The sequence below is a fragment of the Mesorhizobium sp. WSM4847 genome (assembly GCF_055811335.1).
Window position 1 is genome coordinate 1 of the sequence record NZ_JBVVPY010000007.1, and the last position, 25011, is coordinate 25011.

Annotated in this window: 27 protein-coding genes and 1 pseudogene; 18 read left to right on the forward strand and 10 right to left on the reverse strand. The window is 62.9% G+C overall.

The window, feature by feature from the left end; all coding sequences use genetic code 11:
• Positions 1-194: 194 nt before the first annotated feature.
• Together AC0L28_RS11815 and AC0L28_RS11820 are read left to right on the forward strand one after the other, a co-directional pair.
• On the forward strand, positions 195-413 hold the full coding sequence (locus AC0L28_RS11815; protein ID WP_473477517.1) for a hypothetical protein: 219 nt from the start codon (positions 195-197) through the stop codon (positions 411-413).
• A gap of 112 nt (positions 414-525) precedes the next feature.
• Entirely contained in the window at positions 526-885 is a 360-nt protein-coding gene (locus AC0L28_RS11820) for a YybH family protein (RefSeq protein ID WP_128173110.1), read from the forward strand.
• Positions 886-1067: 182 nt separating this feature from the next.
• On the opposite strand, the gene AC0L28_RS11825 is transcribed toward AC0L28_RS11820, so the two are convergent.
• On the reverse strand, positions 1068-1505 hold the full coding sequence (locus AC0L28_RS11825; protein ID WP_473477519.1) for a CBS domain-containing protein: 438 nt from the start codon (positions 1503-1505) through the stop codon (positions 1068-1070).
• A 221-nt stretch (positions 1506-1726) separates the two neighbouring features.
• Between AC0L28_RS11825 and AC0L28_RS11830 the strand changes: the two genes are divergently transcribed.
• Both AC0L28_RS11830 and AC0L28_RS11835 read left to right on the forward strand, forming a co-directional pair.
• Positions 1727-2164, forward strand: a complete 438-nt coding sequence (locus tag AC0L28_RS11830) for a hypothetical protein (protein WP_473477923.1) — start codon at positions 1727-1729, stop codon at positions 2162-2164.
• 101 nt (positions 2165-2265) lie between these two features.
• A complete protein-coding gene (locus AC0L28_RS11835; protein ID WP_128166599.1) occupies positions 2266-3456 on the forward strand; it encodes an NADH-quinone oxidoreductase subunit D in 1191 nt (396 codons plus the stop codon).
• A gap of 16 nt (positions 3457-3472) precedes the next feature.
• Here AC0L28_RS11835 and AC0L28_RS11840 read toward each other — a convergent pair whose 3' ends face one another.
• Entirely contained in the window at positions 3473-4225 is a 753-nt protein-coding gene (locus tag AC0L28_RS11840) for a metallophosphoesterase family protein (protein WP_023797831.1), read from the reverse strand.
• Positions 4218-5030, reverse strand: coding sequence for a nucleotidyltransferase family protein (locus tag AC0L28_RS11845; protein ID WP_023797830.1), 813 nt, complete (start codon positions 5028-5030; stop codon positions 4218-4220). The genes AC0L28_RS11840 and AC0L28_RS11845 overlap by 8 nt, the downstream gene beginning before the upstream one ends.
• Before the next feature lie 164 nt (positions 5031-5194).
• Here AC0L28_RS11845 and AC0L28_RS11850 point away from each other — a divergent pair, with 164 nt between their 5' ends.
• Positions 5195-5479 carry an acylphosphatase gene (locus tag AC0L28_RS11850; protein WP_023797829.1) on the forward strand — a complete coding sequence of 95 codons (285 nt, stop codon included), beginning with the start codon at positions 5195-5197 and terminating at the stop codon, positions 5477-5479.
• A 405-nt stretch (positions 5480-5884) separates the two neighbouring features.
• Here AC0L28_RS11850 and AC0L28_RS11855 read toward each other — a convergent pair whose 3' ends face one another.
• Positions 5885-6319: a hypothetical protein gene (locus AC0L28_RS11855; RefSeq protein WP_084646611.1), complete on the reverse strand. Its 435-nt coding sequence runs from the start codon at positions 6317-6319 to the stop codon at positions 5885-5887.
• A gap of 297 nt (positions 6320-6616) precedes the next feature.
• Between AC0L28_RS11855 and AC0L28_RS11860 the strand changes: the two genes are divergently transcribed.
• Positions 6617-6796, forward strand: a complete 180-nt coding sequence (locus AC0L28_RS11860) for a hypothetical protein (protein WP_084833640.1) — start codon at positions 6617-6619, stop codon at positions 6794-6796.
• 180 nt (positions 6797-6976) lie between these two features.
• On the opposite strand, the gene AC0L28_RS11865 is transcribed toward AC0L28_RS11860, so the two are convergent.
• Positions 6977-7909: a GntR family transcriptional regulator gene (locus tag AC0L28_RS11865; protein WP_236377224.1), complete on the reverse strand. Its 933-nt coding sequence runs from the start codon at positions 7907-7909 to the stop codon at positions 6977-6979.
• 140 nt (positions 7910-8049) lie between these two features.
• Here AC0L28_RS11865 and AC0L28_RS11870 point away from each other — a divergent pair, with 140 nt between their 5' ends.
• Genes AC0L28_RS11870 through AC0L28_RS11890 form a run of 5 tightly spaced genes read left to right on the forward strand, consistent with a single transcriptional unit; the run spans position 8050 to position 13429 of the window.
• Complete coding sequence (locus AC0L28_RS11870) at positions 8050-9249, forward strand: C45 family autoproteolytic acyltransferase/hydolase (protein WP_287225819.1); 1200 nt, start codon at positions 8050-8052, stop codon at positions 9247-9249.
• Positions 9231-10172 (forward strand): ABC transporter permease, encoded by a 942-nt coding sequence (locus AC0L28_RS11875; protein WP_473477522.1) that lies wholly within the window; start codon positions 9231-9233, stop codon positions 10170-10172. Before AC0L28_RS11870 ends, AC0L28_RS11875 begins: the two co-directional genes overlap by 19 nt.
• On the forward strand, positions 10169-10996 hold the full coding sequence (locus AC0L28_RS11880; RefSeq protein WP_473477524.1) for an ABC transporter permease: 828 nt from the start codon (positions 10169-10171) through the stop codon (positions 10994-10996). The genes AC0L28_RS11875 and AC0L28_RS11880 overlap by 4 nt, the downstream gene beginning before the upstream one ends.
• A 41-nt stretch (positions 10997-11037) precedes the next feature.
• Positions 11038-12669: an ABC transporter ATP-binding protein gene (locus AC0L28_RS11885; RefSeq protein WP_473477926.1), complete on the forward strand. Its 1632-nt coding sequence runs from the start codon at positions 11038-11040 to the stop codon at positions 12667-12669.
• 7 nt (positions 12670-12676) lie between these two features.
• Positions 12677-13429 (forward strand): MOSC domain-containing protein, encoded by a 753-nt coding sequence (locus AC0L28_RS11890; protein ID WP_287171135.1) that lies wholly within the window; start codon positions 12677-12679, stop codon positions 13427-13429.
• A 327-nt stretch (positions 13430-13756) separates the two neighbouring features.
• Here the strand turns inward: AC0L28_RS11890 and AC0L28_RS11895 are convergent, their stop codons facing one another.
• Entirely contained in the window at positions 13757-15694 is a 1938-nt protein-coding gene (locus AC0L28_RS11895) for an adenylate/guanylate cyclase domain-containing protein (RefSeq protein WP_473477526.1), read from the reverse strand.
• Between the two features lie 240 nt (positions 15695-15934).
• Here AC0L28_RS11895 and AC0L28_RS11900 point away from each other — a divergent pair, with 240 nt between their 5' ends.
• Positions 15935-16126 carry a hypothetical protein gene (locus AC0L28_RS11900; protein ID WP_287171139.1) on the forward strand — a complete coding sequence of 64 codons (192 nt, stop codon included), beginning with the start codon at positions 15935-15937 and terminating at the stop codon, positions 16124-16126.
• A gap of 110 nt (positions 16127-16236) precedes the next feature.
• Positions 16237-16404 (forward strand): hypothetical protein, encoded by a 168-nt coding sequence (locus AC0L28_RS11905; protein ID WP_473477528.1) that lies wholly within the window; start codon positions 16237-16239, stop codon positions 16402-16404.
• A 268-nt stretch (positions 16405-16672) separates the two neighbouring features.
• On the opposite strand, the gene AC0L28_RS11910 is transcribed toward AC0L28_RS11905, so the two are convergent.
• Together AC0L28_RS11910 and AC0L28_RS11915 are read right to left on the reverse strand one after the other, a co-directional pair.
• Positions 16673-18259, reverse strand: coding sequence for an ABC transporter substrate-binding protein (locus AC0L28_RS11910; protein ID WP_287171141.1), 1587 nt, complete (start codon positions 18257-18259; stop codon positions 16673-16675).
• Between the two features lie 28 nt (positions 18260-18287).
• Positions 18288-19133 (reverse strand): alpha/beta hydrolase, encoded by an 846-nt coding sequence (locus AC0L28_RS11915; protein ID WP_128177724.1) that lies wholly within the window; start codon positions 19131-19133, stop codon positions 18288-18290.
• 237 nt (positions 19134-19370) lie between these two features.
• On the opposite strand from AC0L28_RS11915, the gene AC0L28_RS11920 reads away from it, so the two are divergent.
• The 5 genes from AC0L28_RS11920 to AC0L28_RS11940 all read left to right on the forward strand — a co-directional run bounded on the left by AC0L28_RS11920 (position 19371) and on the right by AC0L28_RS11940 (position 23356).
• The gene (locus AC0L28_RS11920) at positions 19371-19871 is read left to right on the forward strand and encodes a hypothetical protein (protein ID WP_287171143.1); all 501 of its coding nucleotides are present in this window, start codon (positions 19371-19373) and stop codon (positions 19869-19871) included.
• 214 nt (positions 19872-20085) lie between these two features.
• Positions 20086-21000, forward strand: a complete 915-nt coding sequence (locus AC0L28_RS11925) for an aldo/keto reductase (RefSeq protein WP_473477530.1) — start codon at positions 20086-20088, stop codon at positions 20998-21000.
• An 87-nt stretch (positions 21001-21087) separates the two neighbouring features.
• The gene (locus AC0L28_RS11930; RefSeq protein WP_473477531.1) at positions 21088-21765 is read left to right on the forward strand and encodes a DUF6064 family protein; all 678 of its coding nucleotides are present in this window, start codon (positions 21088-21090) and stop codon (positions 21763-21765) included.
• A gap of 215 nt (positions 21766-21980) precedes the next feature.
• Positions 21981-23111: a methyltransferase gene (locus AC0L28_RS11935; RefSeq protein WP_473477533.1), complete on the forward strand. Its 1131-nt coding sequence runs from the start codon at positions 21981-21983 to the stop codon at positions 23109-23111.
• 14 nt (positions 23112-23125) lie between these two features.
• Positions 23126-23356 (forward strand): hypothetical protein, encoded by a 231-nt coding sequence (locus AC0L28_RS11940; RefSeq protein WP_473477535.1) that lies wholly within the window; start codon positions 23126-23128, stop codon positions 23354-23356.
• 68 nt (positions 23357-23424) lie between these two features.
• Here AC0L28_RS11940 and AC0L28_RS11945 read toward each other — a convergent pair.
• Positions 23425-24067, reverse strand: a pseudogene (locus tag AC0L28_RS11945) (LysE family translocator).
• Positions 24068-24090: 23 nt separating this feature from the next.
• Positions 24091-25011, reverse strand: coding sequence for a dihydrodipicolinate synthase family protein (locus AC0L28_RS11950; RefSeq protein WP_473477537.1), 921 nt, complete (start codon positions 25009-25011; stop codon positions 24091-24093).

Sequence of the window (25011 nt, forward strand, 5' to 3'; positions counted from 1 at the left end):
GCTGCGCTCACACCTTCCTGTCCGCTATCGCTTTCGCCGCCACATTCATCTTCTGGATCAATGAGTCCTGACCCTAGTCGAGGGCGACATCGATCGAGCGCGCCCGCTGCCAAAAGCATAATCCAAAACGCCCGTAAGCGATCTGTAAGCCGGGGTCGCAGAACCTCGGTCCGTCGATCACCGGGGCCATCGATATGAAGATCCGTTTCGAAGCCATACCGAACCCAAGCTGCCGGTTCGAGATCTGGGACAATGAGACCGGCGAGCCTGTCGTCCATCACGATCGGCTGCTCACCTTCGCCTCAGCGAAATCGGCGGCAAGGATCACCAACTTCCTCAACGACAGCCACCGGCGCAGCGCTGGCGCCGCCAAATGGCGCGTTGCGGATCGCGATCTCGGCTGGGGAGGATGATCGCCAGGCTGCTCCACCTTGCGATCAGCATGGCGGAGCTTGCGGCTCGTCTTCCAACGAAACTTGGCGCAGGATCGAACGCTTTGCTACCGAGCGTCGGAGGAGTTTCGCCATGACCGATGAAGCAAGCCGCGAGCCGGCGCGTGATCCCCAGGATCTGGAGCGTCTGCTGATCTCCCGGCAGTGGGTGGGAGACATCGACGGCATGGCCGCGCTTTTTGAGCCGCATGCCGTCGTCGACAGCGGTGACGGGCGACTGACGCGTGGCCGCGAAGCGATCCGGGCACTCTTCGCCGACATCACCGCAACGGGCCGAAAATATGCCGCCGGAAATCAGGCTCCGGCTGTTGTCAGCGGAGATTTGGCACTGACGTCAACCCATCTTCCCGATGGCACCGTAACCGCCGAGGTCGCCCGCCGCCAGGGCGACGGGACATGGCTGTGGGTCATCGATCGATTCTCCGTAGCGTAGCGTCGGCCCGGATGATCCCGGAAATCGATTTTCGCTGGGAATCATGCGCAAACCAAGTGCTCGCGCGTCCGGGCGTGCGGCCCTGTAGCGCAAAGGAGTGACTCCAGTACGGTTGTGGATTCGAAGTTCCTGAACGCCGATGCCGTCGATCGAGCAGGAACTTCAAATCTGTTTATGATGCATCAGTGCGCCGTCTGAGAATGGTCGCCGCCCGGCTGCGAAATGCCGCCCAGCGCTTCGCCGGCCCAGGCGGGCTCGCCGTTCGTGGCGAGGTCGCCGAGCGAGACAAGGCCAACCAACCGCCGGTCGCGGCTGATCACCGGCATTCGCCGCAGTTTGAGATCGCGCATATTCTGAAGGACATCGCCGACTTCCTGGTCGTCAAAGCAGCACTGTACCTCCGCGCTCATCACATCCCTGATCTTGGTGTCGGGACCTCTGCCCTCCGCGATGCCACGGACGGCAATGTCGCGGTCCGTGATCATGCCGACCAGCCGCTCATTCTCACCCACGGGCAGAACACCGGCGTCAAGATCGGCCATGGCTCGTGCGGCATCCCGCAAGGACTGGTCCGGACTGGCGACCTGAACTTTCCGTGTCATGCACTCGCTGATTCTCATGGCTTTCTCCTTGAGCTGCAGCGCCCCGCCGATCCTGTGATGAAGGTGTGATCAGGGGAGAATGAACGCCTGTCGGAATCGTTCTATCTTTCGACCGCTCGCGCCAGGATAGGCTCCACCATGGCCATCTCCGTGACGGACGGGAACCATAATCCGGGACAATGGTTGTGTGGTCACCAGGTGATCCTCCTCGAGCAAAACGGAAAACGGAAGGAACGATCATGCGCATATTGACGACAATTGCCGCCCTTTCGGGATTGGCCCTGGCGCAGTCGATCCACGCGCAATCCACCGACCCGCAGCTTCCCCAAATCGCACCCCCGGCTCCGGAAGCCCTGCCCGATCCAAGCTTGCCCAACCAAACGCCTGACCAGGCCCTGCCTGACCAAGCCCTGCCGGATCAAGGTTTCACCGACCAGAATTTTACTGGCATTGCCATTGTCGCCCTCGAGGATTTGCCGCCGGAACTCAAGACGCAAGCCGAGGCCGTGATCACCCAGACCAGCGTTGAAGATCTGCTAACTCTGCAGAGCTCGATCGATGCCTCGCCACAGGCAGCATCGGTGCTGGCGGCGAACGGGCTGGATTCGTCGCAGGTTGTTGCCGCCAACATCGACGGCGACGGCATGCTGACTCTGATCATCCAGACAACCACGTGATTGGCGGGCACGTGATTGGCGGGCACCTGATCGGTGGTCCGGGCGTGGCGGGCCGGAGCACTGGGCTTCGGCCCTGAAACCCGGTACAGCGGAGCAGCGTCATGGTCGAAGCCGCAGTTCGCAACTTCACCATCAACTTCGGACCGCAGCATCCCTCTGCTCACGGCGTGCTGCGCCTGGTGCTCGAACTGGACGGCGAGGTCGTCGATCGCGCCGATCCCCATATCGGGCTGCTCCACCGCGGCACCGAAAAACTGATCGAGTACAAGAACTATCTGCAGGCTCTGCCCTATTTCGACCGGCTCGACTATGTCGCGCCGATGAACCAGGAGCATGCGTTCTGCCTCGCCGCCGAGAAGTTGTTGGAAATCTCGGTCCCGAAGCGAGGACAGCTCATCCGTGTTCTGTTTTGCGAAATCGGCCGGCTCTTGTCGCATCTCCTCAACGTCACGACACAGGCCATGGATATCGGCGCGCTGACGCCCCCGCTCTGGGGTTTTGCCGAGCGCGAGAAGCTGATGGTGTTTTACGAGCGCGCCTCCGGCGCCCGCATGCATGCGAATTATTTCAGGGTCGGTGGCGTGCACCAGGACCTGCCTCCGAAGCTCCTGGACGACATCTGGGCTTTCTGCGATCCGTTCCTCAAGGTTTGCGGCAACCTCGACGAGTTGCTCACCGAAAACCGTATCTTCAAGCAGCGCAACGTCGATGTCGGCGTGATCGGCCTCGACGACGCCTGGGCCTGGGGCTTCTCCGGCCCCATGGTGCGCGGGTCGGGCGCGGCGTGGGACTTGCGCAAGGCACAGCCATATGAATGCTACCCCGAGATGGATTTCGACATTCCCATCGGCAAGAACGGCGACTGTTACGACCGCTATCTCGTCCGCATGGAGGAAATGCGCCAGTCGGTGCGGATCATGAGGCAATGCCTGGAGAAATTGCGATCGCCCGAAGGCCAAGGGCCGGTGGCAATTCCGAACCAAAAGATCACGCCGCCGCCGCGGGCGACGATGAAACGCTCGATGGAAGCGACCATCCACCATTTCAAACTCTACACGGAGGGTATTCGCGTGCCCGCCGGAGAAGTCTACGCCGCGGTGGAGGCGCCGAAGGGCGAGTTCGGCGTCTATCTGGTTTCGAACGGCGGCAATACTCCCTATCGGTGCAAGATCCGCGCGCCGTCCTTTGCCCATCTGCAGGCGATGGATTTTCTGTCGCGCGGGCACATGCTCGCCGATGTCGCCGCGATCATCGGCTCGCTCGATATCGTGTTCGGCGAGATCGATCGCTGACGAGGCGCGGGGTGTTTCAGATTTCGAGCAGGGCGTAGGGACGGCCGGTCGGCTTCGCCACGTGCATGGCGACGTTGTAGACCGGGGCACCGCCGGGCGTGCGACCTTCATAGATGCCGCGATGCGCGTGGCCATGCACCACGGCGCTGACCTTGAACCGATCGATCGTCTCCGCCAGCCGCGACGAGCCCAGGAACGGAAAAATCTCCAATGGCTCGCCAGCGACCGTCTCGACCACCGGAGCGTAGTGCAGGACGACAAGCGTACGATTGGTGCGAACCTGCCGCATTGCGTTTTCGAGCCGCATCGATTCGCTGACGCTTTCGGCGACCATCGCCTTGATCGCCGGCTCGCCGAAGGAGCCGAGCATGCGCGATCCAAAACCGCCAATGAACCCCTTCACGCCGACAAAGCCGACGTCCTTGATTTCCGTGGTCTGGCCGTCAAGAAGATGGACGCCCGCCTGCCGAAGGATGTGGGCGACGTCCTCGACCGCGCCGGATTCATAGTCATGGTTGCCGAGCACGGCGACGACCGGGATTGCGCAGGCGCGCAAATCCTCCGCAAGGATTTCGGCCTCACGCGGCTTGCCGAGATTGGTGAGGTCGCCAGTGAGCACGAGGACGTCCGCTTCGCGCGAAACTTCGCCGAAGAGATCACGGCAGGAGGCCTGGGCGTCTTCCCGCACATGCAGGTCGCCGATAGCCGCAATCCTCACGGTGCCGCCGTTCCCAACCCTTGCCGTAGCAGCCTCGTTCCTCTCAGCCATCACGAAATTCTCCTGTTCCGCCGACGCCGGCAAAACCCCACTCCTTGACGTCGATCTCGTAGTCGGTCGGCGAAAGCAGGCGCCCGCGGCAGATTTTCATTCGGGGCGTAGGCAACTCCCGCTGCTTGGCGAGCCGGTCAAGCAATTCGTCGAGCAGCCAGGCGGGAACGTGATCGCGCTCGCTCGGATAGATCCAGCGGAAATTGAGAAGCTGCATCAGCAGCACCTCCCAGTGGACTTCGAGGTAGGAAAGCAGCCGGCGCCAATCGATCTGATCCTGCGCCTTGAGGATGGTATGAGCGATGTCGGCGCCGTCGTGGCGGCTTCTGTCCTGGATGAAGCATTTGGACCAGATAAGCTCGGTCGGACCGACGATCCGCACCTGACTGCCCAGCAGCTCGATTTGCCGCGCATGCTCCAGCCACTGATCGCCGACCGGCATGGTGCCGTTCGCCGATGCGAATATGACGTCAAAAAAATGCGTGCTCTTGAAGACCTTTCCAAGCCACCGGTCGTCCACGATCTCGACCGCATAGCCGGCTTGCTTGAAATGCGCCAGAATGCGCGCGTAGTCGCCGGCCTTGCAGAAAATGTCGAGGTCTTTGGTCTGGCGCGTGACGCCCGTATAGGCGCTCACCGCGTAGGTGCCGGCGACAAGAAAGGGGATGTCCGTTGCGGCGAGTTCGCGGATCGCCTCTGTATAAAAGACCTCGGCCTCGGCGTGTTGAAGCGTCGGCGCCGCTTTCGGATCGATCGTCGGAACGGATGCCGGGATGGCGCCTCCCGTTGGAGAATCGTTGGTCATGAAATCGTCGCTCCGAGGCCCAGCAACCTGCAGCTGTCCGTCTTTTAAACAAAGCCGCCGCCGCATGGTTCCGTTGCCGTCATAAAGCGTAAAATGTGATGGCGGAGCCTTTCTCGCCGCTGGTGAGTTGAAGGTGTGAACAAACCAACTGCACGGAGGCGACCATGGAGGACGGGCGCAAGGCGGTACGCGTCAGACTGAGGGGAAGGGTGCAAGGCGTCTCGTTTCGCGTGTGGACACGGACCGAGGCCGAGAGGCTCGGTCTGTCCGGGTGGGTTCGCAATGAGGAGGATGGATCCGTAACGGCACTGATCGTCGGAGCCGAAGGCGCGGTTTCGACCATGTTGGACCGGTTGTGGAAAGGGCCGACCGGAGCGTCGGTCTCCAGCGTGACATCCCAGGACGTCGATGCCGGCCAGGAGCCGAACGGATTCAGGATCATCGGCTAGGAGTGTGTACCGGCTTGAAGGCCAAGCCTCCGCGACGTTGCCTTGCGCGGGAGCAATCGACAGCCAGCGGTTCCGCAACAGGTCAAGGAAAAGGCGCTTGCGGAGGTAGCGGCTGTCATCGAGGATGACGATAGCTCGATCCTCATGGAAAGCCGCGCCGCCATTGCGGAAGCAGTCCATCGTCGCTACACGGCGCCCGCCGACTGAAATCCGCGCATCCCTGTGGTATCGAGCCTATGGTTCGAGCTTCGCCGATGGCGGATCGCCGTCGAAACGGCCTATCCGCTCATCAACGACCGCTGATGCGAGGCGTGGAAATCACTTCGCCGCCCCATCACCCGAACATGCCGGCCCCCAACATAAATGCCGGCAGCGTCAATGCCCGTAGCGTCAGTGCCCGAAGCGTCAGTGCATGAATATTCCTCGCAGCCAGGCGAAGAAACCAAACCTTTCGGACATTGCCGAACGGACGCGAGAGGCAGCCCATCGCGCTCGTATCGAGGCGCCGACATGGCAATGGCAGACGATTTCGTGCAGCTGCCAGTCGGTCAGTTCGAAGAAGCGCTTGGCTTCACCGTAGGTGTCATCTCTCAAGCCTTGCGCGCGAAAGATCGGGTCCTCGAAGGCAACCGTGAGAGGCGAGTCGTTGTAACGCATTTTCTCGCGTATCTCAGGGGACTTGTATTCGGTGCCGGTCAACGCTTCGAGACGTCGATCGGGGTTTTTCTCCAGCAGTTTCGCCCAACGTTCGAGACGCTGGCTTCGAGTCGCTACGAGGTCTGTTGCTTCAGCGTGAACGTCGGCAACGGTATGCAGTTGGTCAAGTGTTTGGTGCTTCACGGCCGCCTCCTATTCAGCAGGTGAGTTCGTCCCACCCTGAAATGGAAATTATGGCGCTCCACGACGCCGGCAAGGCCCTCATGCGCGGACCAATCGATCACTTTTCTGACGGCCCCGTCCGGCCACGAATGCCGATGCCTGCGGGATCATCGGAGGCTCGCGTCGGAACCATAGGCATGCGTGGTCGTTCTGCGTGCGTCAGCCCGAGCGAAAACCGATCGAAACGGGTGGCTTCAAAAATCCCAGCCGACGTCGGTGACCCGCCAAGGCAGAGTGCGAGCGGAAGGAAATCACACCATGGCCATTCTTCCCACTCCCGAACCAACGCCCACTCCCGCGCCCACACCGCCGCCGTTTCCTGAACCGAAGCCGGTGCGTGAGCCGGACCCGGACAGACTTCCCGACGAAGCTCCTGTCCCCAATCCGGATGAGAATGATGCGCCGCTGAAAATCAGTCCCAAAGTTCCCGGGAGTTGACGGAGCGGAGACGCTCGTTCCAGATCGCCCAGATCCCGCATGGATCCGAGATGGCGTCGGCGCGTTGGCTCACTGAGCGGCCAGCATGCGGGCTGCGTCGCCGTCGTCTCGGTGCTGTCAGTGGTGATCAGGCGCGGAAAATGACGACGGAAATGCTCATCGTCGCGGACATAGCAGGCATCAGATCGAGCGCTGCGGCGAAGCGAACTCGGATGCCTGCCTTAGATGCTGGCGCAGCAGCGCCTCGGCCCATTCGATCTCGCCCGCCTCGACGGCATCGAGGATGGCCAGATGTTCCCGGCAGGACTGCTCGATGCGTTCCGCCGGCAGTTCCTCGAAACCCGCCGACTCCTGCAACCGGCGCAGATTGTTCTGCTGGCGCACCGCATCCGCCAGGAACCGGTTGCCGGAACAGGCCGCAAGCCCTTCGTGAAAGGATGCGTTGATCCGGAACCATTCGTCGCCGCCGATCAGCGTCTTGCCCGTCGACACGATCGCCAGGATGCGCTGGTGAGCGCGGCGGACCGGCGCCAGTTGCTGAGGATCCGCATTGAACATGGGTGACCGCAGCGCCGCGCATTCGACGGCCGTCCGGAATTCATAGCTTTCCCGGTAGGCGTCCTCGCCGACCAGCGTGTCGGCGAAACGCCAGCCATGCCCCGGCAGGCGCTGCACCAGCCCTTCGGCGGCAAAGCGGAGCAAAAGCTTGCGCACGACGCCGCGCGACACCTGATAGCGCGGCATCAGTTCCGCCTCGGACACCTCCTGCGGCAGCTGGCCGAGCGCGCGCTCACGCATCATCCTGCGGTAAAGCTCCTCGAGCGGTGAACTGGGCAGGATATCCTCAGGGTCGAGGTCGGCGACCTCGCGCGCCAATTGCAGCCCCCTCGTCTCGAACGGGCTCAAGATGCCCTGGGCGACCAGCAGCTCCAACGCCGCGCTGATCGGAGAACGCGAGACGCCGAAGGTGCGGGCAAGGTCGGGCACCGAGACGCGGGTTCCAACCGTCCAGCCCGAATCCCTGATCCGCTCCAGGATCCGCCGCGCCAGATCGATCTGCAGCGGACTGGCTGCCTCGCCGCGCGCCGGCCGGTCGATGATCGTTTCGTTCATAGGCACTTCCTCAGGCGTTCGCATTTTCGCATTATAGATATGCGCCACGCAGTTCGAACTGGCAATCTAACGAATTTTCCTGCTTTTCATTCAATCAAAATGCATTAGTATCTGAACTCAACGAGTTGAGGCTTCCCTTGATGACAACAGTCGCACGTTTTCCGCTTGTCGAGATCGATGGAGTGCCGAGAGCGCGCGGCATGGCCTATGGCGAACAGGCGCGCGGGCGCATCGGCGCTTCGGTGGCGCTCTACGCCGGGCAGCTCGACCGTTTCGGCTTCGGGCGGGACGATGTCGGGCGGTTTTCCCAAATCTTCCTGCCTCGCTTGCGGCAATGGGCGCCCGATCTCGTCGAGGAAATGGAAGGGATCGCGTCAGGCGCCAATCTCGATCTGTCCTCGATCGTCCTGGTCAATGCGCGTACCGAAATCCTGCAGCTCGCCCGGCGCGAGAAAGGCATTTCCGACGACGAGCCCGACGGCTGCACGGGCGCTGTGATCTTGCCGGAGGCGACCCGCAACGGCAGGCTCATCCATGGCCAGAACTGGGACTGGAAGGCCGAATGCGCCGAGACCTCGGTGGTGCTGCGCATCCGGCGAACGGACGGGCCGGATCTCCTCACCTTCACCGAAGCCGGCGGACTGGCGCGCAGCGGCTTCAACGCCGCCGGCATCGGCATCACCGCGAACTATCTCGAATCGGACCGCGACTATCGCGAGATCGGAATTCCGCTGCCCTTCATCCGGCGCCGGGCGCTTGAAGCGCAGCATTTCGCGGACGCCATCAAGGTGGTGGCGACGACACCGAAATCCGGCTCCAACAACATGATCCTGAGCACCGCCGAGGGCTTCGCGGTCGATTTCGAATGCGCGCCGGACGAGGCCTTCGCCATCTATCCGGACGACGACATGATCGTCCACGCCAATCACTGGCAGAGCCCGGTGGCGTTGTCGAAGCTGCGCGAAACCGGGCTTCGCGATGTGCCGGACAGTCTTTATCGCGACCACCGCGTGCGCCGTCGCCTGTCGGCGCGGCATGGGGACGTCACGATCGACGATTTGAAGGAAGCCCTCTTCGACGATTTCGCTTCGCCGTTCAGCGTCTGTCGTCCGCGGATCAGGAAGAAAGGCGGCAATCTCTCGGCGACGGTGGCGATGATCGTCTTCGAACCAGCCGCCGGCGTCATGGAGATCGCACCGTTGCCGGCCGAGAACCGCGAATTCACCCGCTACGAACTCACTCTCGACGACGAGGTCCGCGAGCGCGCCGAGAAGGCGATGCTGGCACGGGGGCGACCTTCGATATCAGCACAGGAGAAACGATGGTCCGCTTTGTCCTGACCCGCATCGCCAGCGCCATACCGACCCTGATCCTGGTGTCGGTTGCGGTCTTCGTGATGATGCGCTTCATCCCGGGTGATCCTGCGACGTTGATGCTGGGAGACCTCGCACAGCCTGGACAGGTCGAAGCCATGCGGCATCAGATGGGGCTCGACCAGCCTGTGGTGGTGCAATATCTGATCTGGGCCGGCAACGTCCTTACAGGCGATTTCGGGCGCTCGATCGGCAGCGGACAGGAGGTGCTGCCGCTGATCCTCGACCGCTTCGCCGTCTCCTCGATCATCGTCCTCCTGGCCGTGCTTGTCGCCTCCGCCATCGCCGTGCCGGCCGGCATGCTGGCCGCCTGGAAGCAGGACAGTTTTGGCGACATCACCGTCGTCGCCACCTCGACCATCCTGCTCTCGATCCCCAGTTTCTGGCTGGGTCTGATGCTGATGCTGATCTTCGGCCTCTATCTCGGCTGGCTGCCGATCGTCGGCTACGTGCCCTTCAGCCGCGACTTCGCGCAAGCCGCTCTCTATGTGATCCTGCCCGTGGTCACCCTGGTGCTCGTCGAGTCCGGCCCGATCGCGCGCATGGCCAGGGCCAGCACGATCGAGGTGGCGCGGCTGGAATACATCACCCATGCGCGGGCAAAGGGACTTTCCGAAAGCGCTGTGATGTGGCGCCATGCTTTCAAAAACGCCTTCGCGCCCACCTTGACCCTGATCGGCTTGGTGCTCGGCAGCCTGCTTTCCAGCATCGTCGTCATCGAGACCGTCTTCACCATTCCCGGCCTCGGCCGGCTGCTGGTCGACGCCATCTATGCCCGCGACTATCCGGGGATTCAGGGAACGATGCTGTTCATCGCCTTCATCTATGTCGTGCTCAACCTTCTCGTCGACCTCGTCTATCCGCTGCTCGATCCGAGGGTCGCCGCATGATCGCCCGTGCGCTCGGCCGGCCCGGCCTGAAATTCAATGCGATCTTCGGGATCGCCGTCACCGGGGCATTGATCCTTCTGGCTGTGTTCGGTCCATGGATCGCCCCCTACGATCCGCTCAAGCTCGATCTGCCGTCGCGGCTCAGCGGGCCGTCGCCCGAGCACCTGCTCGGCGCCGACGAGTTCGGGCGCGACGTGCTCAGCCGCCTCGCCAGCGGCGCGCGGACCAGCGCCTGGATCGCTTTTGCGACAGTCGCCTTCGCCTTGATCCTCGGCATCGTGTTCGGCGTTCTCGCCGGTTTCCTGCGCGGCTGGGTCGATCGCGTCGTCATGATGGTCAACGACGCCTTCCTCGCCTTCCCCGGCCTGCTTCTGGCGCTCGGCCTGGTGGCGGTGATCGGCGCCAGCCGCGAGGGTATCATCGTTGCGCTCGGCCTTGCCTACATGCCGATCGTGGTGCGCGTGGTGCGGGCCTCGGTGATGTCCATTCGCGAGCGGGAATATGTCGAGGCCTCGCGGGTGATGGGCAACAGCGAGATCATCACCATGGCGCGGCACGTGCTGCCCAACTGCGTCGCCCCGATCATCGTGCTCGCCACCACCATGTTCGGCTGGATCATCCTGTCGGAAAGCGCGCTGAGCTTTCTTGGACTGGGCGTCCCGCCTCCAGCGCCGAGCTGGGGCAACATGCTGTCGACGGCTCGGCCCTATATCGGCCAGGCGCCGCATCTGATCATCCTGCCGGGTCTCTGCATCTCGATCACGCTGCTCGGCATCAACATGCTGGGCGACGCGGTGCGCGACTGGCTCGACCCGAAAATGTAGGTCCTGGAAACATGCTCGTGCCGACCGCGGACAACAACACGATGCTTTCAGTGCGCAATCTGTCGATCTCGGTCGGGCCATCGGGAAAGCGGATCGTCGACGGGCTGAATTTCGACCTCGCCCCCAGTGACATGCTGGCGCTGGTCGGCGAATCCGGTTCGGGCAAGACGATGGCGGCCCGCTCGATCGTGAGCTTGCTCCCTGCCCCGCTGGTCACGACGCCGGACAGCGGCATCCACTTCGAAGGACAAGAGCTCACCGGCCTCGCTCCAAAGGCGCTGCGCCAGATACGCGGTGCGCGGATCGGCATGGTTTTCCAGGAGCCGATGGTCTCGCTCAATCCCGCCGTCACCATCGGCGAGCAGATGGCGGAGGGTCTGCGCCTGCATAGCGCCATGTCGCGCGCCGAGATAAAGGACCGCTCGCTGGCAATGCTGGAGAGGATCCAGATCAAGGATCCCGGCAAATGCCTTGCGGCCTATCCGCACGAATTCTCCGGCGGCATGCGCCAACGCATCATGCTCGCATCGGTCATGCTGCTCAAGCCGCGCCTGCTGATCGCCGACGAGCCGACCACCGCGCTCGACACGCTGGTGCAGCGCGACGTGCTTGACCTGATGGTCGAGCTGACGCGGGAGAACGGAACCGCCGTCCTGCTGATCAGCCACGACCTCGGCATGGTGTCGCACTATGTGAACAACGTGACGGTGATGTGCGAAGGCAAGGCGGTCGAACAGGGAAGCAGCACCCAAGTGCTTCACGCACCGCAGCACGATTACACGAAGCGGTTGGTGGATGCGCTTCCCAAGCGCAGCGCCGGTGGATCGAGAAAAGCCGTCGACGGCCCGCCCCTGGTCGAGATCAGCAATGTCGTCATCGACTATCCGGGCCGTCCCAGGCTGTTTGGGCGCGCGCAGCCGAAGCGCGCCGTCGACGGCGTCGACCTGACCATCCGGCGCGGCGAAACCCTGGCGCTGGTCGGCGCGTCGGGCTCCGGCAAGACGACCCTCGGGCGCGCCATTGTCGGTCTCGTCAGGCCGGTCAGTGGAACGATCTCGTTTCTTGGCACGGCGATTGCAAACGATCGATCCGCTGACGCGCGTGCGCAGCGTCGTGACATGCAGATCGTCTTCCAGGACCCCTATTCGTCGCTCGACCCTCGCCAGTCGATTGCCGAGATCATCACCGAGCCGCTGAAGCTCGACACCGAATTGGACCGCAAGCGGCGGACCGCGCGCATGGATGAGGTCATCGAGGAAGTGGGGCTGACGCGCGACCTTCTCAAGCGTTTCCCGCATCAGCTTTCGGGTGGCCAGCGCCAGCGCGTCGCGATCGCCCGGGCGATCGTCAGGCGACCGGCCTTCGTCGTCGCCGACGAGCCGGTCTCGGCGCTCGACATGACGGTGCAGAAACAGATCCTGCTTCTGATCCGGTCGTTGCACGAACGCTACGGGTTCGCCTGCCTGTTCGTCTCGCATGATCTGGGTGCGGTGGAGCAGGTTGCCGATCGGGTCGCCGTCATGCAGGACGGAAGGATTGTCGAGATCGGCGACCGCGACGACGTTTTCGATCGACCGCGCCACGCCTACACACGCGCCCTTCTCGATGCGGCGATGCTGATCGATCGCCATTTCGCCGATGGCGCCGGCGCACGCAAGGCAGTGGCTCGATGAGGATGGCATGGCTCGTCGCCGCATCATGACAGCGTTTGGCCGTATCACGGAGATCTGGCGATACCCCATCAGTTCGATGGGCGGCGAACGGCTGGACGGGACCGAGCTTGCGGAGGGCGGGATTCCGGGCGATCGGATCTGGGGCATCATCGACCGGCGCGACGGCGCTGTTGCCGCGCCGGAGAAGCGAAAACACTGGCGACCGCTGCCCAACCTTGTTGCAAGGCTGAAGGGTGACCGGCCGGAAATCGGCTTGGACGGCTCCTGGATCGATGCCGGCTCCAGCCTCGCAGGCGAGCTGGTTTCGGCCTTCCTCGATTTCCCGGCGGCGCTGCACCCACATGTCCGCTTCGGCTCGGAAGCCCAGGATCATATCGCGCCACGCTATCAGCGCGCCGACATCCACATCGTCACGTCAGCCTCGATGAACAGGCTTGCCGGCCTGCTTGAGGATCCTTCGCAAGTGGATTCCAGGCGGTTCCGGCCCAACATCGTGATCGAAACCGACGTTTCGCGGGAGGGTTTCGTCGAGCAGCAGATCATCGGGAACGTGCTGTCGATCGGCAAGGCGCGGATCGTGATCTCGGAACCGTGCGCGCGCTGCACCTTCACGGCACTGGCGCAAGGCGATCTCGCCTTCGAGCCGGCAGTGCTGCAAACCATAGCGCGCCATGGCGAGGGCGGCTTCGGCGCGCTCTGCCAAATCATCGAACCGGGCAAGATCGGGCTGGGCGACCAGGTCACCTTGAACGAAGCCTGACCTTTGTCCAGCTTTCGACGCCGGACGGCGGCACGTCGTGACGCTGGTGGTGAACATCCAACGCTTGGCGCCGGGGGCGAATACAGCTCACGATCACTTTTCTCCCCTTCCGCGGGAGAGTCCGAAGGGGAAGTGGTGACCCAAACCGGTCCTTGCTGGGCCGATTTGGCGGCTCGTAACCGGACGTTGCCCGGAACCAGCGACTTTGCACCGTTCCTGCCGTTCCAATTGAAATCAGCTACGGCGCTAGGTGACCCGGCTCCAGTCATTCCCAAGGCCGTCGGCTTCTTCAAGCCGCCGATCAGCGGCATGGAAGTGGCATGTTACTCAGCCCGCTTGAGCGCGGTGAACGTCCATAGGGGGCGATGCTGACGTCGCGACTTTGCCAAGCTGGAAGACCTCCGTCGCCTCGCCGCGGCCGCGCAGCCGGTGCTTGCCCGCCGGGATCCTTTCGAACCTTTCGTCGAGCCGCGACGCGGTCTCGCCGGAAATGGCGATTGCGGCGGTGGCGCCCGGTTCGAGCAGCTTGCCGAGGTCCTGCAGCCGCTGGCTGACGTTCACGGTGTCGCCGACGATCGTATAGTTGACGCGGTCGGATGCGCCGATATTGCCGACAATGACGGAGCCCGTGTGGATGCCGATGCGGACATGAAGCGGAGGCCGGCCTTCGCCAGCCGCTTCCAGATTGTCCTTGTCCAGCTCCTCGCGGATGGCCGCGGCTGCGCGCACGGCCGCGGCGGCATGGCCCTTCAGACGATCCGGCGCGCCGAAGAACGCCAGCATGCCGTCGCCCAGGAACTTGTCGACAGTACCGCCATGTGCATCGACCGCGCCGCACAGGATCGCGAAGTGGTGGTTCAGCAGCCTGGCCGCGGCGGCGGCGTCCATCTGCTCCGACAGCGTGGTGAAGCCGGCGATGTCGGTGAACATGACGGTGACGACCGCTTCGCGCGGTTCGGCGATGCCGATCTCTCCGGTGCGCACCAGCTTGGCCACCAGCGAGCGCGGAATATAGGTCGAGAATGCACGCAGACCGATCAGCATGGCATTGAAGGCCGAAGCCTGGTTGTCCAACTCCAGCACCCTGCTGCGCGGCAGGGGGGTCACGCCGTCGAGATCGAAATCGGCGACGCGCGTGGCCTGGCCGGCAATCGCCTGGATCGGGCGCGACAGGCGCTTGCCGAGAAGAATCGCGACGATGACCGCCACCGCCATCGCGCCAAGTCCAAGTATGGCCGATCCCATGACGCGCTCGATTTCGTCACCGATCTGACTGGTCTTGAAATATGCGCCGAGCGTCCAGGGCCGGTCGCCATAGCCGGTGATCTCACGGGTAATAGCGACGTAAGTGTTCTCTCCGTCCCATGACGTCGAACCGTCCTTGTCGTCAACCTGGATTTCGGCAACCTCGATATCGCGGGTACGCTGCGTGCTGAACTCCGCTTCCGGTTTGCGCGCCTCATATCCGGCGAGAACCGGATCGCCGAAATTGGCGAGCGGCGTCAGCGGCAGGATGCCGTTCTTCAGCGCATCCGGGGAAGCCAGCCGCTGGTCCGCCAGGATGGATCCGTCGCCATCCAGAATGAAGGCATGCGTGCCGAAGCGCGACGACAGTTCCTGCGTGATTTTGGACAAGTTCTGCAGTTCCACCGCGGCGATCACCCAGGCCTTCGTGGCGCCATCGCGTGACAGCGGCGCCGAGACGTTGGCGAACAAGCCATATTCGTTGGCCACGAAGGCGCCCCACCGGCGTCCATCGACCTGCTGGCGCTCTTCAAGAACGGCGCGCACTTGCGGCGATTTCTCGGTCTCGGCGGGGAGTTTCCGGATCATTCCGGCAGGATATTTGGCGTCGTTGTCCCCGGTCACCGCCGCCCCCCTGCAAATCAGGTCGGGTGTGCAGATCAACATTGCGTTCACCCCCGGCGCTGCCGCCAGCGCACTGGCAAGTGCCGCCGACATCGCCTCGTCGTCGATCTGGAACTCGCTCTGCTTGTAGAGCTGCGCGACGCCGTCCACGGCGCTCTCGGCGCGCCCCATCTCGGCGCGCAGCAAATCCTCCATCGCATCGATCAGGAGCGTCGACTGGGCGCCGAGCAGGTCGAAAGTGTTGCGAAGGTTGGCGCCGACCGACAATGCGAGCACGCCGCCGACCGACAGGAACACGAGGCTGCCGAAACTCATCGCCATGATGACTGCAATGGGGATGCGACGCCGCTTATTTTCGGGGCGGACCAGACGCACTGGTTGTGCGGACGTGCTCATGCAGCCAACGTCATAATGCGCCACCGCATTGCAAGCCCGATGACGGCTTTAAGGAGAGGACGCGCCGAAGCATTCGCACCAATGTGGCGCCGATGTTTCCAGCGCCGATGATTCCGATCCTCATAGGGGTGTTCCTTTCGTAAATATGGAAGAGCGCCCGCCTCAGTCGCGGACGCGGGCGCCTCGAAGATGCGCCCCTTTCTCGCGCAGTGTCGAGAGTGTCAACTCCCGGAAAGGCGCATGCACGACATGATCGTGGCCGCCATGCAGGAGAACCGGGCGATCATCAAGTCGCATATCGAGCGAATGGTGACGATCTTTGAGCCGATCATTCGCGAGGGGACCGAGGCGGGCGAACTCAAGGTCGAGGACCGGCAGAAGCGGCCCGTGCGGTCAACACCGCGTTCACGCCGTTCTTCCACCCGATTCTGATCGAGCACTGCGTTCAACACGGCGAAGACACCGACGCGGCCCTGCGTGAGCAGATTCGGTTTATCCTGAAAAGCTCTCGGCAAGTCGGCCTAAGGCGCAGCGTGCCATATATGCAGGCACTGTGGTTCCGGAGAAGGGCGCGCGAACACAAGGTTTGCGTCGAAGGCCAACTCATCTTCAAAACCACGGCGCAAACGTTGCACGCGGCGCTGGCCGAACAGGGAATAACCTATGTGCAGGAAGAGATGGCAAAACCCGACCTCGTGCATATGATCTGACCAGGCGGATCCGGGCAGCCATACCGTCCGACAGTCGGCTCAGGATCGCCGGCAGCTGTAGCGCGAACGTCAGGTTTGGAGGAGGGCTACGAATGACTGGAATTGGCGCTGGTTGCTCGTTCTAATTGCGAACGTGAACGCAAAATCCTACCCAGAGAGGTCTTCCATGACGGGTACCAACCGTCAGGTTTTCACCACCAGGTACCTTCAAACGAAAGATCGGAGGGCAATACGCCTCCTATCTTTCGGTGCCAGGAGAACCGCCGGCCTATTCGCTTTTCCAGACACCCCATACATGGGGGTTTGCCGCGGGCCATACCGAATAGCCCTTTACTTTCGGCGACACGGCATCGAGGGACGGCTCGTAATAGAGGCCAAGGATCGGCACATCCTTTGCCATGAGTGCATGGAGCTGCTTGAACAGTGCCTTGCGTTGCCCGGCGTCGGTCGTGGCCATCGACTTCGTGTAGAGATCGAGAGCCTCCTTGCTGTCCCACTGCGCCGTCGGATCGGTCGCCTTGTCGCCAAGGATGACGCCATACATCAGCGACGGATCGAGACGAGCCGAATAGCCAAAGGACTGGATCTGGAATTTGCCGACAAGGTAGTTGTCGAGCTGTGCCGCCCAATCCAGCACTTCGAGCTGGGCGTTGAAGCCTGCGGCCGTCAGCATCGCCTGCAGCAGCACGGCGTTCTCGTACATGCCCTGGTAGCGGGTGTTGGTCTGGATCTTGATCGGCTCGCCCTTGTAACCGGCTTCGTCCAGCAGGGCCTTGGCCTTGGCCGGGTCGTATTCCGGCCATTTGAGGAAATCGTCGTCGAAGAACGAGCTCGCCTGGGCGACGGCCGAGGGACCTCCCGTGGCGGCACCGCTGGTGCTGGCGGCGGCGATCTGGTTGATGTCGGCGGCATGCGCCAGCGCCTCCCGTATTTTGACGTTCGACAGCAGCGGGTCCTTGGTCTGCAGCAGGATCACCGTCCACGACAGGCCCTGCGTCGACAGCACCGTCATGCCGCGCGACTTGGCTTCCTCGGCACGCGATGATTCAAGATCGGGCAGGACATCGAGTTCGCCGGCAAACAGCGCGGTTTCCGCCGCCGCCGTGTCGGGGATGACCATGAAGCGCACCTCGTCGACATAAGCCTCACGGCTGCCGGCAAAGCCGCTCGGCGCCTCCTTCACCGGCTTGTAGTCTGCAAAGCGCTCAAGAGCCAAATACTGGCCCTTGACCCATTCCTTCAGCGTGAACGGGCCGCTGCCGATGGCGGAATCGGCGAGCCACTTGCCGTCGGCGCCGACATTCTTCGGGCTGGCGACCCAGCCATTGCATTGGACACTGGCGAGTTGCGCCAGAAACAGCGCATTCGGCGCCTTGAGCGTGAAGACCACGGTGCGTGGATCAGGCGTCGCCACTTGCTCGACCTTGAGGCCCTGGCTGCCGTCGAAGAAGGGAATGCAGAACCACTGATTGGCCGGGTCCATGCGGCGGTCCCAGTTCCATTTGACGTCGGACGAGGTCACGGCGTCGCCATTGTGGAAAACCGCGCCGTCGCGCAACGTGAAAGCATAGGTCTTGCCGTCGTCCGATACTGTCCAGGATTCGGCCAATGCCGGGCCGACCGTGAGATCGGCGCGATAAGCCACCAGCGTCTCAAAGATATGGTGCAGCACAGTGTCGGTGTTTGCGTCGCGATTGAGACCGTCGGTGGCGCGGATGTCTGCGTTGATGCGGACCTTGAGCGCGCCGCCGGTTTTCGGCTGCTCCTGCGCCATCGCCGGCAGTGCACAAATCATCACCGCGATTGTCGCCAGCACCTGGAACAATCGTCTTCCCATCATCAATCCTGTTCCCATTTTTTATCTCCAGTTTGACCGCAGTTTTTCAGGCGGGCGCCGCATTCAATGTCCGCGCAAAGAACTCCTTGACCTTGGCGATGAGCGCGCCGTCGTTGTGAGCGATGCCAGGCACGACATCCAACTGCACCTCGACGCCATGTCTCTCCAGGCTGCCCTTCAACGATCTGATCCGGTCGTTGCGGGTCGCGCCGGCGAGATCGGCGCCGGGCATCCACCAGTCATCCTCCGGCTTGATGGTGATCTCCCAGGTTTGGAGATCGTCGCCACCGATCACCATCTGCACGGCGACCTTGCGCATGGCGTCGAGGTCGATGGTCTTGCCGAACACTTTCTCGAAGTCGCGCACCCCGACCCAGAAATCGTGATCGAAGTCGAGCAGGGTCACGACGCCCGGCGCACCGATCGATGCCGCCAGCAGACGTTCGGGATGGAGGAACAGGAAACGATGGGTGAAATGGCCGCCGCCGGAGAAGCCGTACATCAGCACGCGGTCGCCGCGGATGCGATAGCGCTCGCGCATCTCCTCGACCATGTCGAGCAGCACGGCATCGTAATGCAGGTCGCCCTGGCGCAACATCTTGTAAGAGGAAAGATCGCCCGGAAAACAGATATTCGCCGGGAACAGCGGGGCGAGCACGATCACGCCGTTCTGTTCGGCGAAGTCGGCGAAGGCGTCCCGGTAGGCGAGCATGCCGCGCTCGGTGCCATGCACGATCACCGCCAGCGGATAGGTCTTGTTGCCGTCCTCGTCATAGTCGTCGGGGACATAGGCGCAATAGGGGAAGCGCTGGTCGAAGCGGGAGGCGTACACCGTCGTGTGCCCGAAATCGTAATAGGACAGGCGCTTGCCATGTCCGCTGACGTTGCGCATCGAATTTTCCCTGATCTCAATTTCATTGTTTCATCATTTTGTGTGACTGAAAAGCATTTGTTTATCCACATCGTCAGGAAAGTACGTATTTTACATCGCGTAACGCCTGACATCATCGGGCAAGCGTGAGAAGCTATCCGGGCCGTCGCGCGTCAAGTCCAGCCGGCGGCACGACCAACGACATCGTGAAGTTGTGCAGGTTGACTCGGTTGTCTGCTCGCCTAACTTCGCGGTCACATGATATTTTCCCGCATCCGCAAGCTTGTCCCTCTTGTTCTCTTTGCCGGCAGTTCGATCGTGTCCTCCTGCGTCGCCCCTGACGACACGTCGAACCTCCCGAAGGAAGACGCCACAACGGCGGCAGCCCGCAAAGAGATGGTCGGTCTCAGCGAGGCGGACGTTCGAATGTGCGCCGGCTTTCCGACTGCCACCGCTGATGCGGGGGGAAGCCAGATCTGGACCTATCAGCGTACCGTTCAACGCGGCAATCTCAACGTGGTGATTCCAACCTTGGCCGTGGGCGCGATCCCGACGGTTGGAGGATCGCTCAATGTCGATCCCGGCGGCTATTGCAACACGCAAATCCGAATGGTCGACGGCCGTGTTGCCGAGGTTGCCTACGCCGGCGACAACAACACGCCGAACCACCGCGATGCGCTCTGCGTCAGCACGGTAGACGGCTGCGTGGCATATGCCCGCCAGCGCCATCAAGTCAGGACAAGAGCCAGCCCCAGGTAACCCGGCCAGCTAATCGGGTTCCAGCTAATCGGGCTGGCTGGCGCAACCCAGGCCCTGCAGCATTCGTTCGTGTTTCAGGCAGACGTTCCATATCCGAACCTTTGCCAGAGACAACCGCCGGCTCCCCGCCGATCGGCCTTGCGAAAAGCCGGTCGGCCGGAACCATTCTTGGGATCGGGAGTACAAGAGGTCGAAAGGACAGGGATGGCAGACGATGATCATCACCCGCAGGACATTCGTTAAGGCTGCCGCCGCTTCCGGCGCGGCTCTGGTGTTGCCGGCAGCCGCGCCCGGCGCGCCGCCCGCGCCGGTGATGCGGACCGTGCCCTCCTCGGGAGAGATGCTTCCCGCTGTCGGCCTGGGCACCTGGATCACCTTCAATGTCGGCGACGATCCGGTGCTGCGCGACGAGTGCGCCGAGGTGATGGCGGCCTTCTTCGCGGCGGGCGGCCGCATGATCGATTCCTCGCCAATGTACGGCTCCTCGCAGCCCGTGATCGGCTATGGCCTCGAAAAGCTCGGCCGGCCTGAAGCGCTGTTTTCCGCCGAGAAGGTCTGGACCTCCTCCGCCGACGGACCCGCGCAGATCGAGCAGTCGCGTCGCTTCTGGGGGGTGCCGCGCTTCGACCTCGTGCAGGTCCACAACCTCGTCGCCTGGGAGACGCATCTCGAAACCCTGTTCGCCATAAAGGCGGACGGGCGGATCCGCTATGTCGGCATCACGACGTCCGAAGGACGGCGGCACGATTTGTTCGAACAGATCATGCTCGCGCATCCACTCGACTTCGTACAGTTCACCTATAACGTCGTCGACCGTGAAGCGGAGCAACGGCTGCTGCCGCTGGCGGCCGAGCGCGGCATGGCTGTCATCGTCAACCGGCCGTTTCGGCAAGGCGCGCTGACGCGTCAGCTCCAGGGCGAGTCGCTGCCGGACTGGGCGGCCGGGATCGGTGCCGAGACCTGGGCGCAGTTCATACTGAAATTCATCGTTTCGCATCCCGCCGTCACCGTCGCCATCCCCGCCACCACCCGCGTCGACCACGTGCGCGAGAACCTGTTGGCAGCGACCGGTCCCCTCCCCGACACGGCCATGCGCGAGCGGATGGCGGCCTATGTCCGGGACCTCTAAGCAGGCATTCGTCGGCTGCCCCACGAATGCCTGCCTGGATTCTGTTGTTTGTCGCAGGTTCATGTCGCAAAACCGTGGGAGGCTTTTGTGGAACCTGCTTGGATGTCGGAATGGTGGACCTACCGGCTGGAGGATTTCCTGCTCTTCTCGCCGCGCGTCTATTGGCGCATGTTCGAATTGGCCAATGCCGCGTTCTGGCCGCTGCATCTCCTGACGCTCGCCGCCGCCCTCGCCATTGTCCTGCTCGTGCTTAGGCGGCCGCGTCGCCATGGTCTGTGGATAGCGCTCGTCCTCGCGGCGCTCTTTGCCTTCGTCGGCTGGTCCTTGCTGTGGAGCCGCTATGCCGCGATCAACTGGGCGATCGCCTATGTCGCGCCGGCCTTCGGCCTGCAGGCGCTGCTGCTGGTGATCGGCGGTGCGCGCGGCGGCCTCGCCTTTGACCGGCGGGACCTCGCAGAGCGGCTCGGGCTGCTGATCGCGGTCGCTGGCCTCGTCGTTTATCCCCTGCTGCCGCCGCTCTTCGAGCGGCCATGGGCGAGCGCCGAGGTCTTCGGCATCGCGCCGGACCCGACGGCGATCGCAGCGCTCGGCGTCCTGCTTGCCGCGAGCGGCGGGCTTGTGCCGCTGCTGTTGGCGATCCCGCTGCTGTGGCTGCTGCTCAGCGGCCTGACGCTGCATGCCATGGGCGATCCGCAAGCCTGGCTGCCGCTTCTGGCAGCGGCCAGCACTGTCGCTGCTTTGACCCTGCGCCGTATCGCTCGGTGATGCCGGCACGATCGAGAAAGTCAGCCGGCTCCGGCCAAATAATACAAGTTCAGATGTAACCGAATTTTCTCCCTCTGAAATCGTAGCGTAACGCCGCACCGCCAGATTCGCACTTCAGCAGACCGCAGCCACACGCTCGCCGCGTGGATTGTCACAAGCCAGCCGGTTGCGCCAGCCGGTTGCAGTCGTGACTTGCTATGAAAGAGGAGGTGATCATGGCCAGTCAACTTTCGCGGACAGCGCCTCAGGCCAAAGATGCAACCGTCCAACCGATTGCCGCCACGCCGGAACTTACTTCCGCCGTCCCGCTGATGGCGCTTTCGACCGGTTTCTGGGCCTTCAAGACTCTGGCCGCTGCGCATGAGTTGGACCTCTTCAGCCGCCTTGCGGGCGGCGCCGGCAAGATGGTTGCGGAGCTGGCGGAAGCGCTCAGCCTGCATCAACGCCCGGCCGAGATGCTGTTGACCGGCTGCGCTGCACTCGGGCTCCTGGAGAAAACCGGCGGCCGCTATCGCAACACGCCGTTAAGCGAAACCTATCTCGTGCGCGGAAAACCGTATTACTTCGGCGGCTTCGTGCAGATGCTCGACAAGCGGCTCTATCCCGGCTGGGGCAGGCTTACCGAGGCGCTGCGCACGAACCGGCCGACCACGTGGGACCCAGCTGTGCGATCCTCGGCGTTCGACGGCGAAGATCCGATGATGCTGGCGCTGTTCTGGGAGGCGATGCATTCGGTCTCCACGATGACCGCGCGCAAGCTCGGCGAAGCGATGGATTTCGGACATTTCCGCCGCCTCCTGGACATCGGCGGCGGATCGGGGGCGTACAACATCGAGCTTTGCAAACAGTATGGGGCGCTGCGTGCGACCGTGTTCGACTTGCCGCATGTCGCCGCGATCGCCGCGGGAAAGATTGCCGAGGCCGGTTTGACCGACCGGATCGAGACCGCAGGCGGCAACTTCTTCGAGCAGCTTCCCGGGGATCACGATTTGCATCTCCTGTCGATGATCCTGCACGATTGGGACGAGGCGAAGAACCGCGCCCTGCTGCGCCGGTCGTTCGGGGCTTTGCCGAGCGGCGGCGCAGTCGTCATCAGCGAGCTTCTCGTCAATGACGAAAAGACCGGACCGGCGCCGGCGGCGCTGATGAGCCTCAACATGCTGATCGAGACGGAAGGACGAAACAACACGCAGGCCGAATATTCGGCGTGGCTCGAGGAAGCCGGATTCCGGCACATCGAGACGGTCTGGTTCGAGGCACCCGGCGCGAACGGCGCCGTGATCGGGCCGCAAGCCGTAAGGCGCAGTGGAACAGGCGCCCCGCAGTTCAACCCTGCGCGACAATGATGATGGAGGCCGAAATGGCTCACACGCAAACCCGCGTCGATCGTCACCGTCTGCTTGGACTTGTGCTGAAAACCACAGCAACCGCAATCGCGGCGCTCAAGACCTGGCAACAGACCGTCTCAAGACGTCGGGCAATTGCTGGTTTGACCCCCGAGCGGTTGCGGGACATCGGTCATGCCGAGGCACCCGCGCCTGCGCTTGAGGTCAAGGCAGGTCTGGTCACGAACCTGATGTCGATGAGGTAAGTGAATTCGGCCGTCATCGCAGGTACACGGCCAGCGGCCGTCATGCATTTTTGCTCCTTCTCACAAGCTCAAGCAACTGGGCGCCTTGCCAGCAGCAGCCCGCATCCAAGCATGATCATGGCACCGCCCGAGCCTTCACGAAGACGGCGAACGAGATTCCCACGCGACGCCGCGCCATCGCGAAGTCTTCCGGCTGCAAACGCCACGACAATATCGGCGAGCGTGTTGAGGGCAACCGAGATGGCGCCGAGGATCAGGAACTGCAGAACGACGTGATCCGACGATGTATCGACAAACTGGGGAATGAAGGCGAGGAAGAATGCGGCCGTCTTCGGGTTCATCACTTCGACAAGAACGCCATCCCTGAAGGGCCCGCATCGTGCCGACGGGCAGCTCCGAATGACCCAGCGACTTGTAGTCGAGCCTGGCATGGCGAATGGTTCGGTATCCCATCCAGACCAGATAGAGCGCGCCGACCACCTTGAGCGCCGTGAACAATTCGGCGCTTGCCAGCACGATCGCCGAGACGCCAAGGCTGCCGGCCACGACATGAAACAGCCCGCCGAGACCATTGCCAAGGCTCGAAGCGATTCCTTCCGAGCGACCGCCGGAAAGGGTTCGGGCGGCGACATAAAAAATCCCCGGACCCGGAGTAATCGCCAGCAGGAATGCCGTGAACAGGTAGACGGTGAAGGCGTTGGATTCCAGCATGGAAATGTCCTGATTAAGACTGTCTATCGAGCTTGCATACAACCAGCGGAGAAAACCGCATCGAGATGGTCGAGAGCGGCGGCGACGCGCTGCCGTGCCTGGTCCTTCAGCGGGAGGACAGGGCGTGGCGGATCGACGTCGCACAGGTTCAGAAGCCTGGCGACGACATACATCACCCTAAAACTGCCGAATTCCTTGAACAGCGCCCAAAGCGGTCCGAATGCGGCGTCGAGTCGCTCGACGGTCGCAGCGTCCCCGGCTTGCGCCGCTCGCGTCAGGGCCAGGGCCTGTGACGGCAGAAGTCCTGCGACGACGGAATACCAGGCGTCGCTCCCGGCGAGCAGCGCAGGCGCGCCGCCCCAGTCGCCGCTGTAGCCGATCCTGAATGCCGACCCGGTCGCAGACCGGAGGGAGGCAAGTTCGGACGTGAAGTCACCACCGGACGGCAAAGGCATCTTCACGGCTTCGATGTTCGCCACCTTCGACAAGCGGGAAATGAGGTCCAGGCTGAAGGTGAACCTGGTCGTGCCGGGATTGTTGTAGATGCAAAGCGGGAGTTGCCCCGCATCGGCGACTGTGGCGAAGTGTTCGAAGACCTCGTCGTCGACGAGCGGCGTATAGGAAACCGGAGCCAGGAGCAGGCCGTCGGCGCCCGCAGCCTTCGCGTCACGGGCAAGGTCCACGGCATCGCTGGTCCGGATCGCTCCGACGCCGACAATAACCGGGATTTTGCCGCCGACCGTGTCCATTGCCGTTTCGATCGCCCGTCGACGCTCTTGTCGCGTGAGGAAAGCATAGGCGCCGGTACTGCCGAGCAGTCCGATGGAGTCCGCTCTCGCCTCCTCGATGTTCCTCAGAAGGCGCGCGAGGGCGACGGGGTCGAGCCTGCCGGAAGCGTCCGCCGGGGTGATCGGGAATGCTGAAAGGCCTTGGAAGAGTGACAT

Excerpts from the sequence above, each read along its gene's own strand:
- AC0L28_RS11880 (WP_473477524.1), top strand. The coding sequence starts at position 10,169 with ATGATCGCCCGTGCGCTCGGCCGGCCCGGCCTGAAATTCAATGCGATC.
- AC0L28_RS11830 (WP_473477923.1), top strand. The coding sequence starts at position 1,727 with ATGCGCATATTGACGACAATTGCCGCCCTTTCGGGATTGGCCCTGGCG.
- AC0L28_RS11900 (WP_287171139.1), top strand. The coding sequence starts at position 15,935 with ATGCACGACATGATCGTGGCCGCCATGCAGGAGAACCGGGCGATCATC.
- AC0L28_RS11815 (WP_473477517.1), top strand. The coding sequence starts at position 195 with ATGAAGATCCGTTTCGAAGCCATACCGAACCCAAGCTGCCGGTTCGAG.
- AC0L28_RS11895 (WP_473477526.1), bottom strand. The coding sequence starts at position 15,694 with ATGAGCACGTCCGCACAACCAGTGCGTCTGGTCCGCCCCGAAAATAAG.
- AC0L28_RS11890 (WP_287171135.1), top strand. The coding sequence starts at position 12,677 with ATGGCTCGTCGCCGCATCATGACAGCGTTTGGCCGTATCACGGAGATC.
- AC0L28_RS11850 (WP_023797829.1), top strand. The coding sequence starts at position 5,195 with ATGGAGGACGGGCGCAAGGCGGTACGCGTCAGACTGAGGGGAAGGGTG.
- AC0L28_RS11870 (WP_287225819.1), top strand. The coding sequence starts at position 8,050 with ATGACAACAGTCGCACGTTTTCCGCTTGTCGAGATCGATGGAGTGCCG.
- AC0L28_RS11875 (WP_473477522.1), top strand. The coding sequence starts at position 9,231 with ATGGTCCGCTTTGTCCTGACCCGCATCGCCAGCGCCATACCGACCCTG.
- AC0L28_RS11910 (WP_287171141.1), bottom strand. The coding sequence starts at position 18,259 with ATGGGAACAGGATTGATGATGGGAAGACGATTGTTCCAGGTGCTGGCG.
- AC0L28_RS11915 (WP_128177724.1), bottom strand. The coding sequence starts at position 19,133 with ATGCGCAACGTCAGCGGACATGGCAAGCGCCTGTCCTATTACGATTTC.
- AC0L28_RS11860 (WP_084833640.1), top strand. The coding sequence starts at position 6,617 with ATGGCCATTCTTCCCACTCCCGAACCAACGCCCACTCCCGCGCCCACA.
- AC0L28_RS11920 (WP_287171143.1), top strand. The coding sequence starts at position 19,371 with ATGATATTTTCCCGCATCCGCAAGCTTGTCCCTCTTGTTCTCTTTGCC.
- AC0L28_RS11925 (WP_473477530.1), top strand. The coding sequence starts at position 20,086 with ATGATCATCACCCGCAGGACATTCGTTAAGGCTGCCGCCGCTTCCGGC.
- AC0L28_RS11835 (WP_128166599.1), top strand. The coding sequence starts at position 2,266 with ATGGTCGAAGCCGCAGTTCGCAACTTCACCATCAACTTCGGACCGCAG.
- AC0L28_RS11840 (WP_023797831.1), bottom strand. The coding sequence starts at position 4,225 with ATGGCTGAGAGGAACGAGGCTGCTACGGCAAGGGTTGGGAACGGCGGC.
- AC0L28_RS11940 (WP_473477535.1), top strand. The coding sequence starts at position 23,126 with ATGGCTCACACGCAAACCCGCGTCGATCGTCACCGTCTGCTTGGACTT.
- AC0L28_RS11820 (WP_128173110.1), top strand. The coding sequence starts at position 526 with ATGACCGATGAAGCAAGCCGCGAGCCGGCGCGTGATCCCCAGGATCTG.
- AC0L28_RS11905 (WP_473477528.1), top strand. The coding sequence starts at position 16,237 with ATGCAGGCACTGTGGTTCCGGAGAAGGGCGCGCGAACACAAGGTTTGC.
- AC0L28_RS11950 (WP_473477537.1), bottom strand. The coding sequence starts at position 25,011 with ATGTCACTCTTCCAAGGCCTTTCAGCATTCCCGATCACCCCGGCGGAC.
- AC0L28_RS11845 (WP_023797830.1), bottom strand. The coding sequence starts at position 5,030 with ATGACCAACGATTCTCCAACGGGAGGCGCCATCCCGGCATCCGTTCCG.
- AC0L28_RS11935 (WP_473477533.1), top strand. The coding sequence starts at position 21,981 with ATGGCCAGTCAACTTTCGCGGACAGCGCCTCAGGCCAAAGATGCAACC.
- AC0L28_RS11865 (WP_236377224.1), bottom strand. The coding sequence starts at position 7,909 with ATGAACGAAACGATCATCGACCGGCCGGCGCGCGGCGAGGCAGCCAGT.
- AC0L28_RS11825 (WP_473477519.1), bottom strand. The coding sequence starts at position 1,505 with ATGAGAATCAGCGAGTGCATGACACGGAAAGTTCAGGTCGCCAGTCCG.
- AC0L28_RS11885 (WP_473477926.1), top strand. The coding sequence starts at position 11,038 with ATGCTTTCAGTGCGCAATCTGTCGATCTCGGTCGGGCCATCGGGAAAG.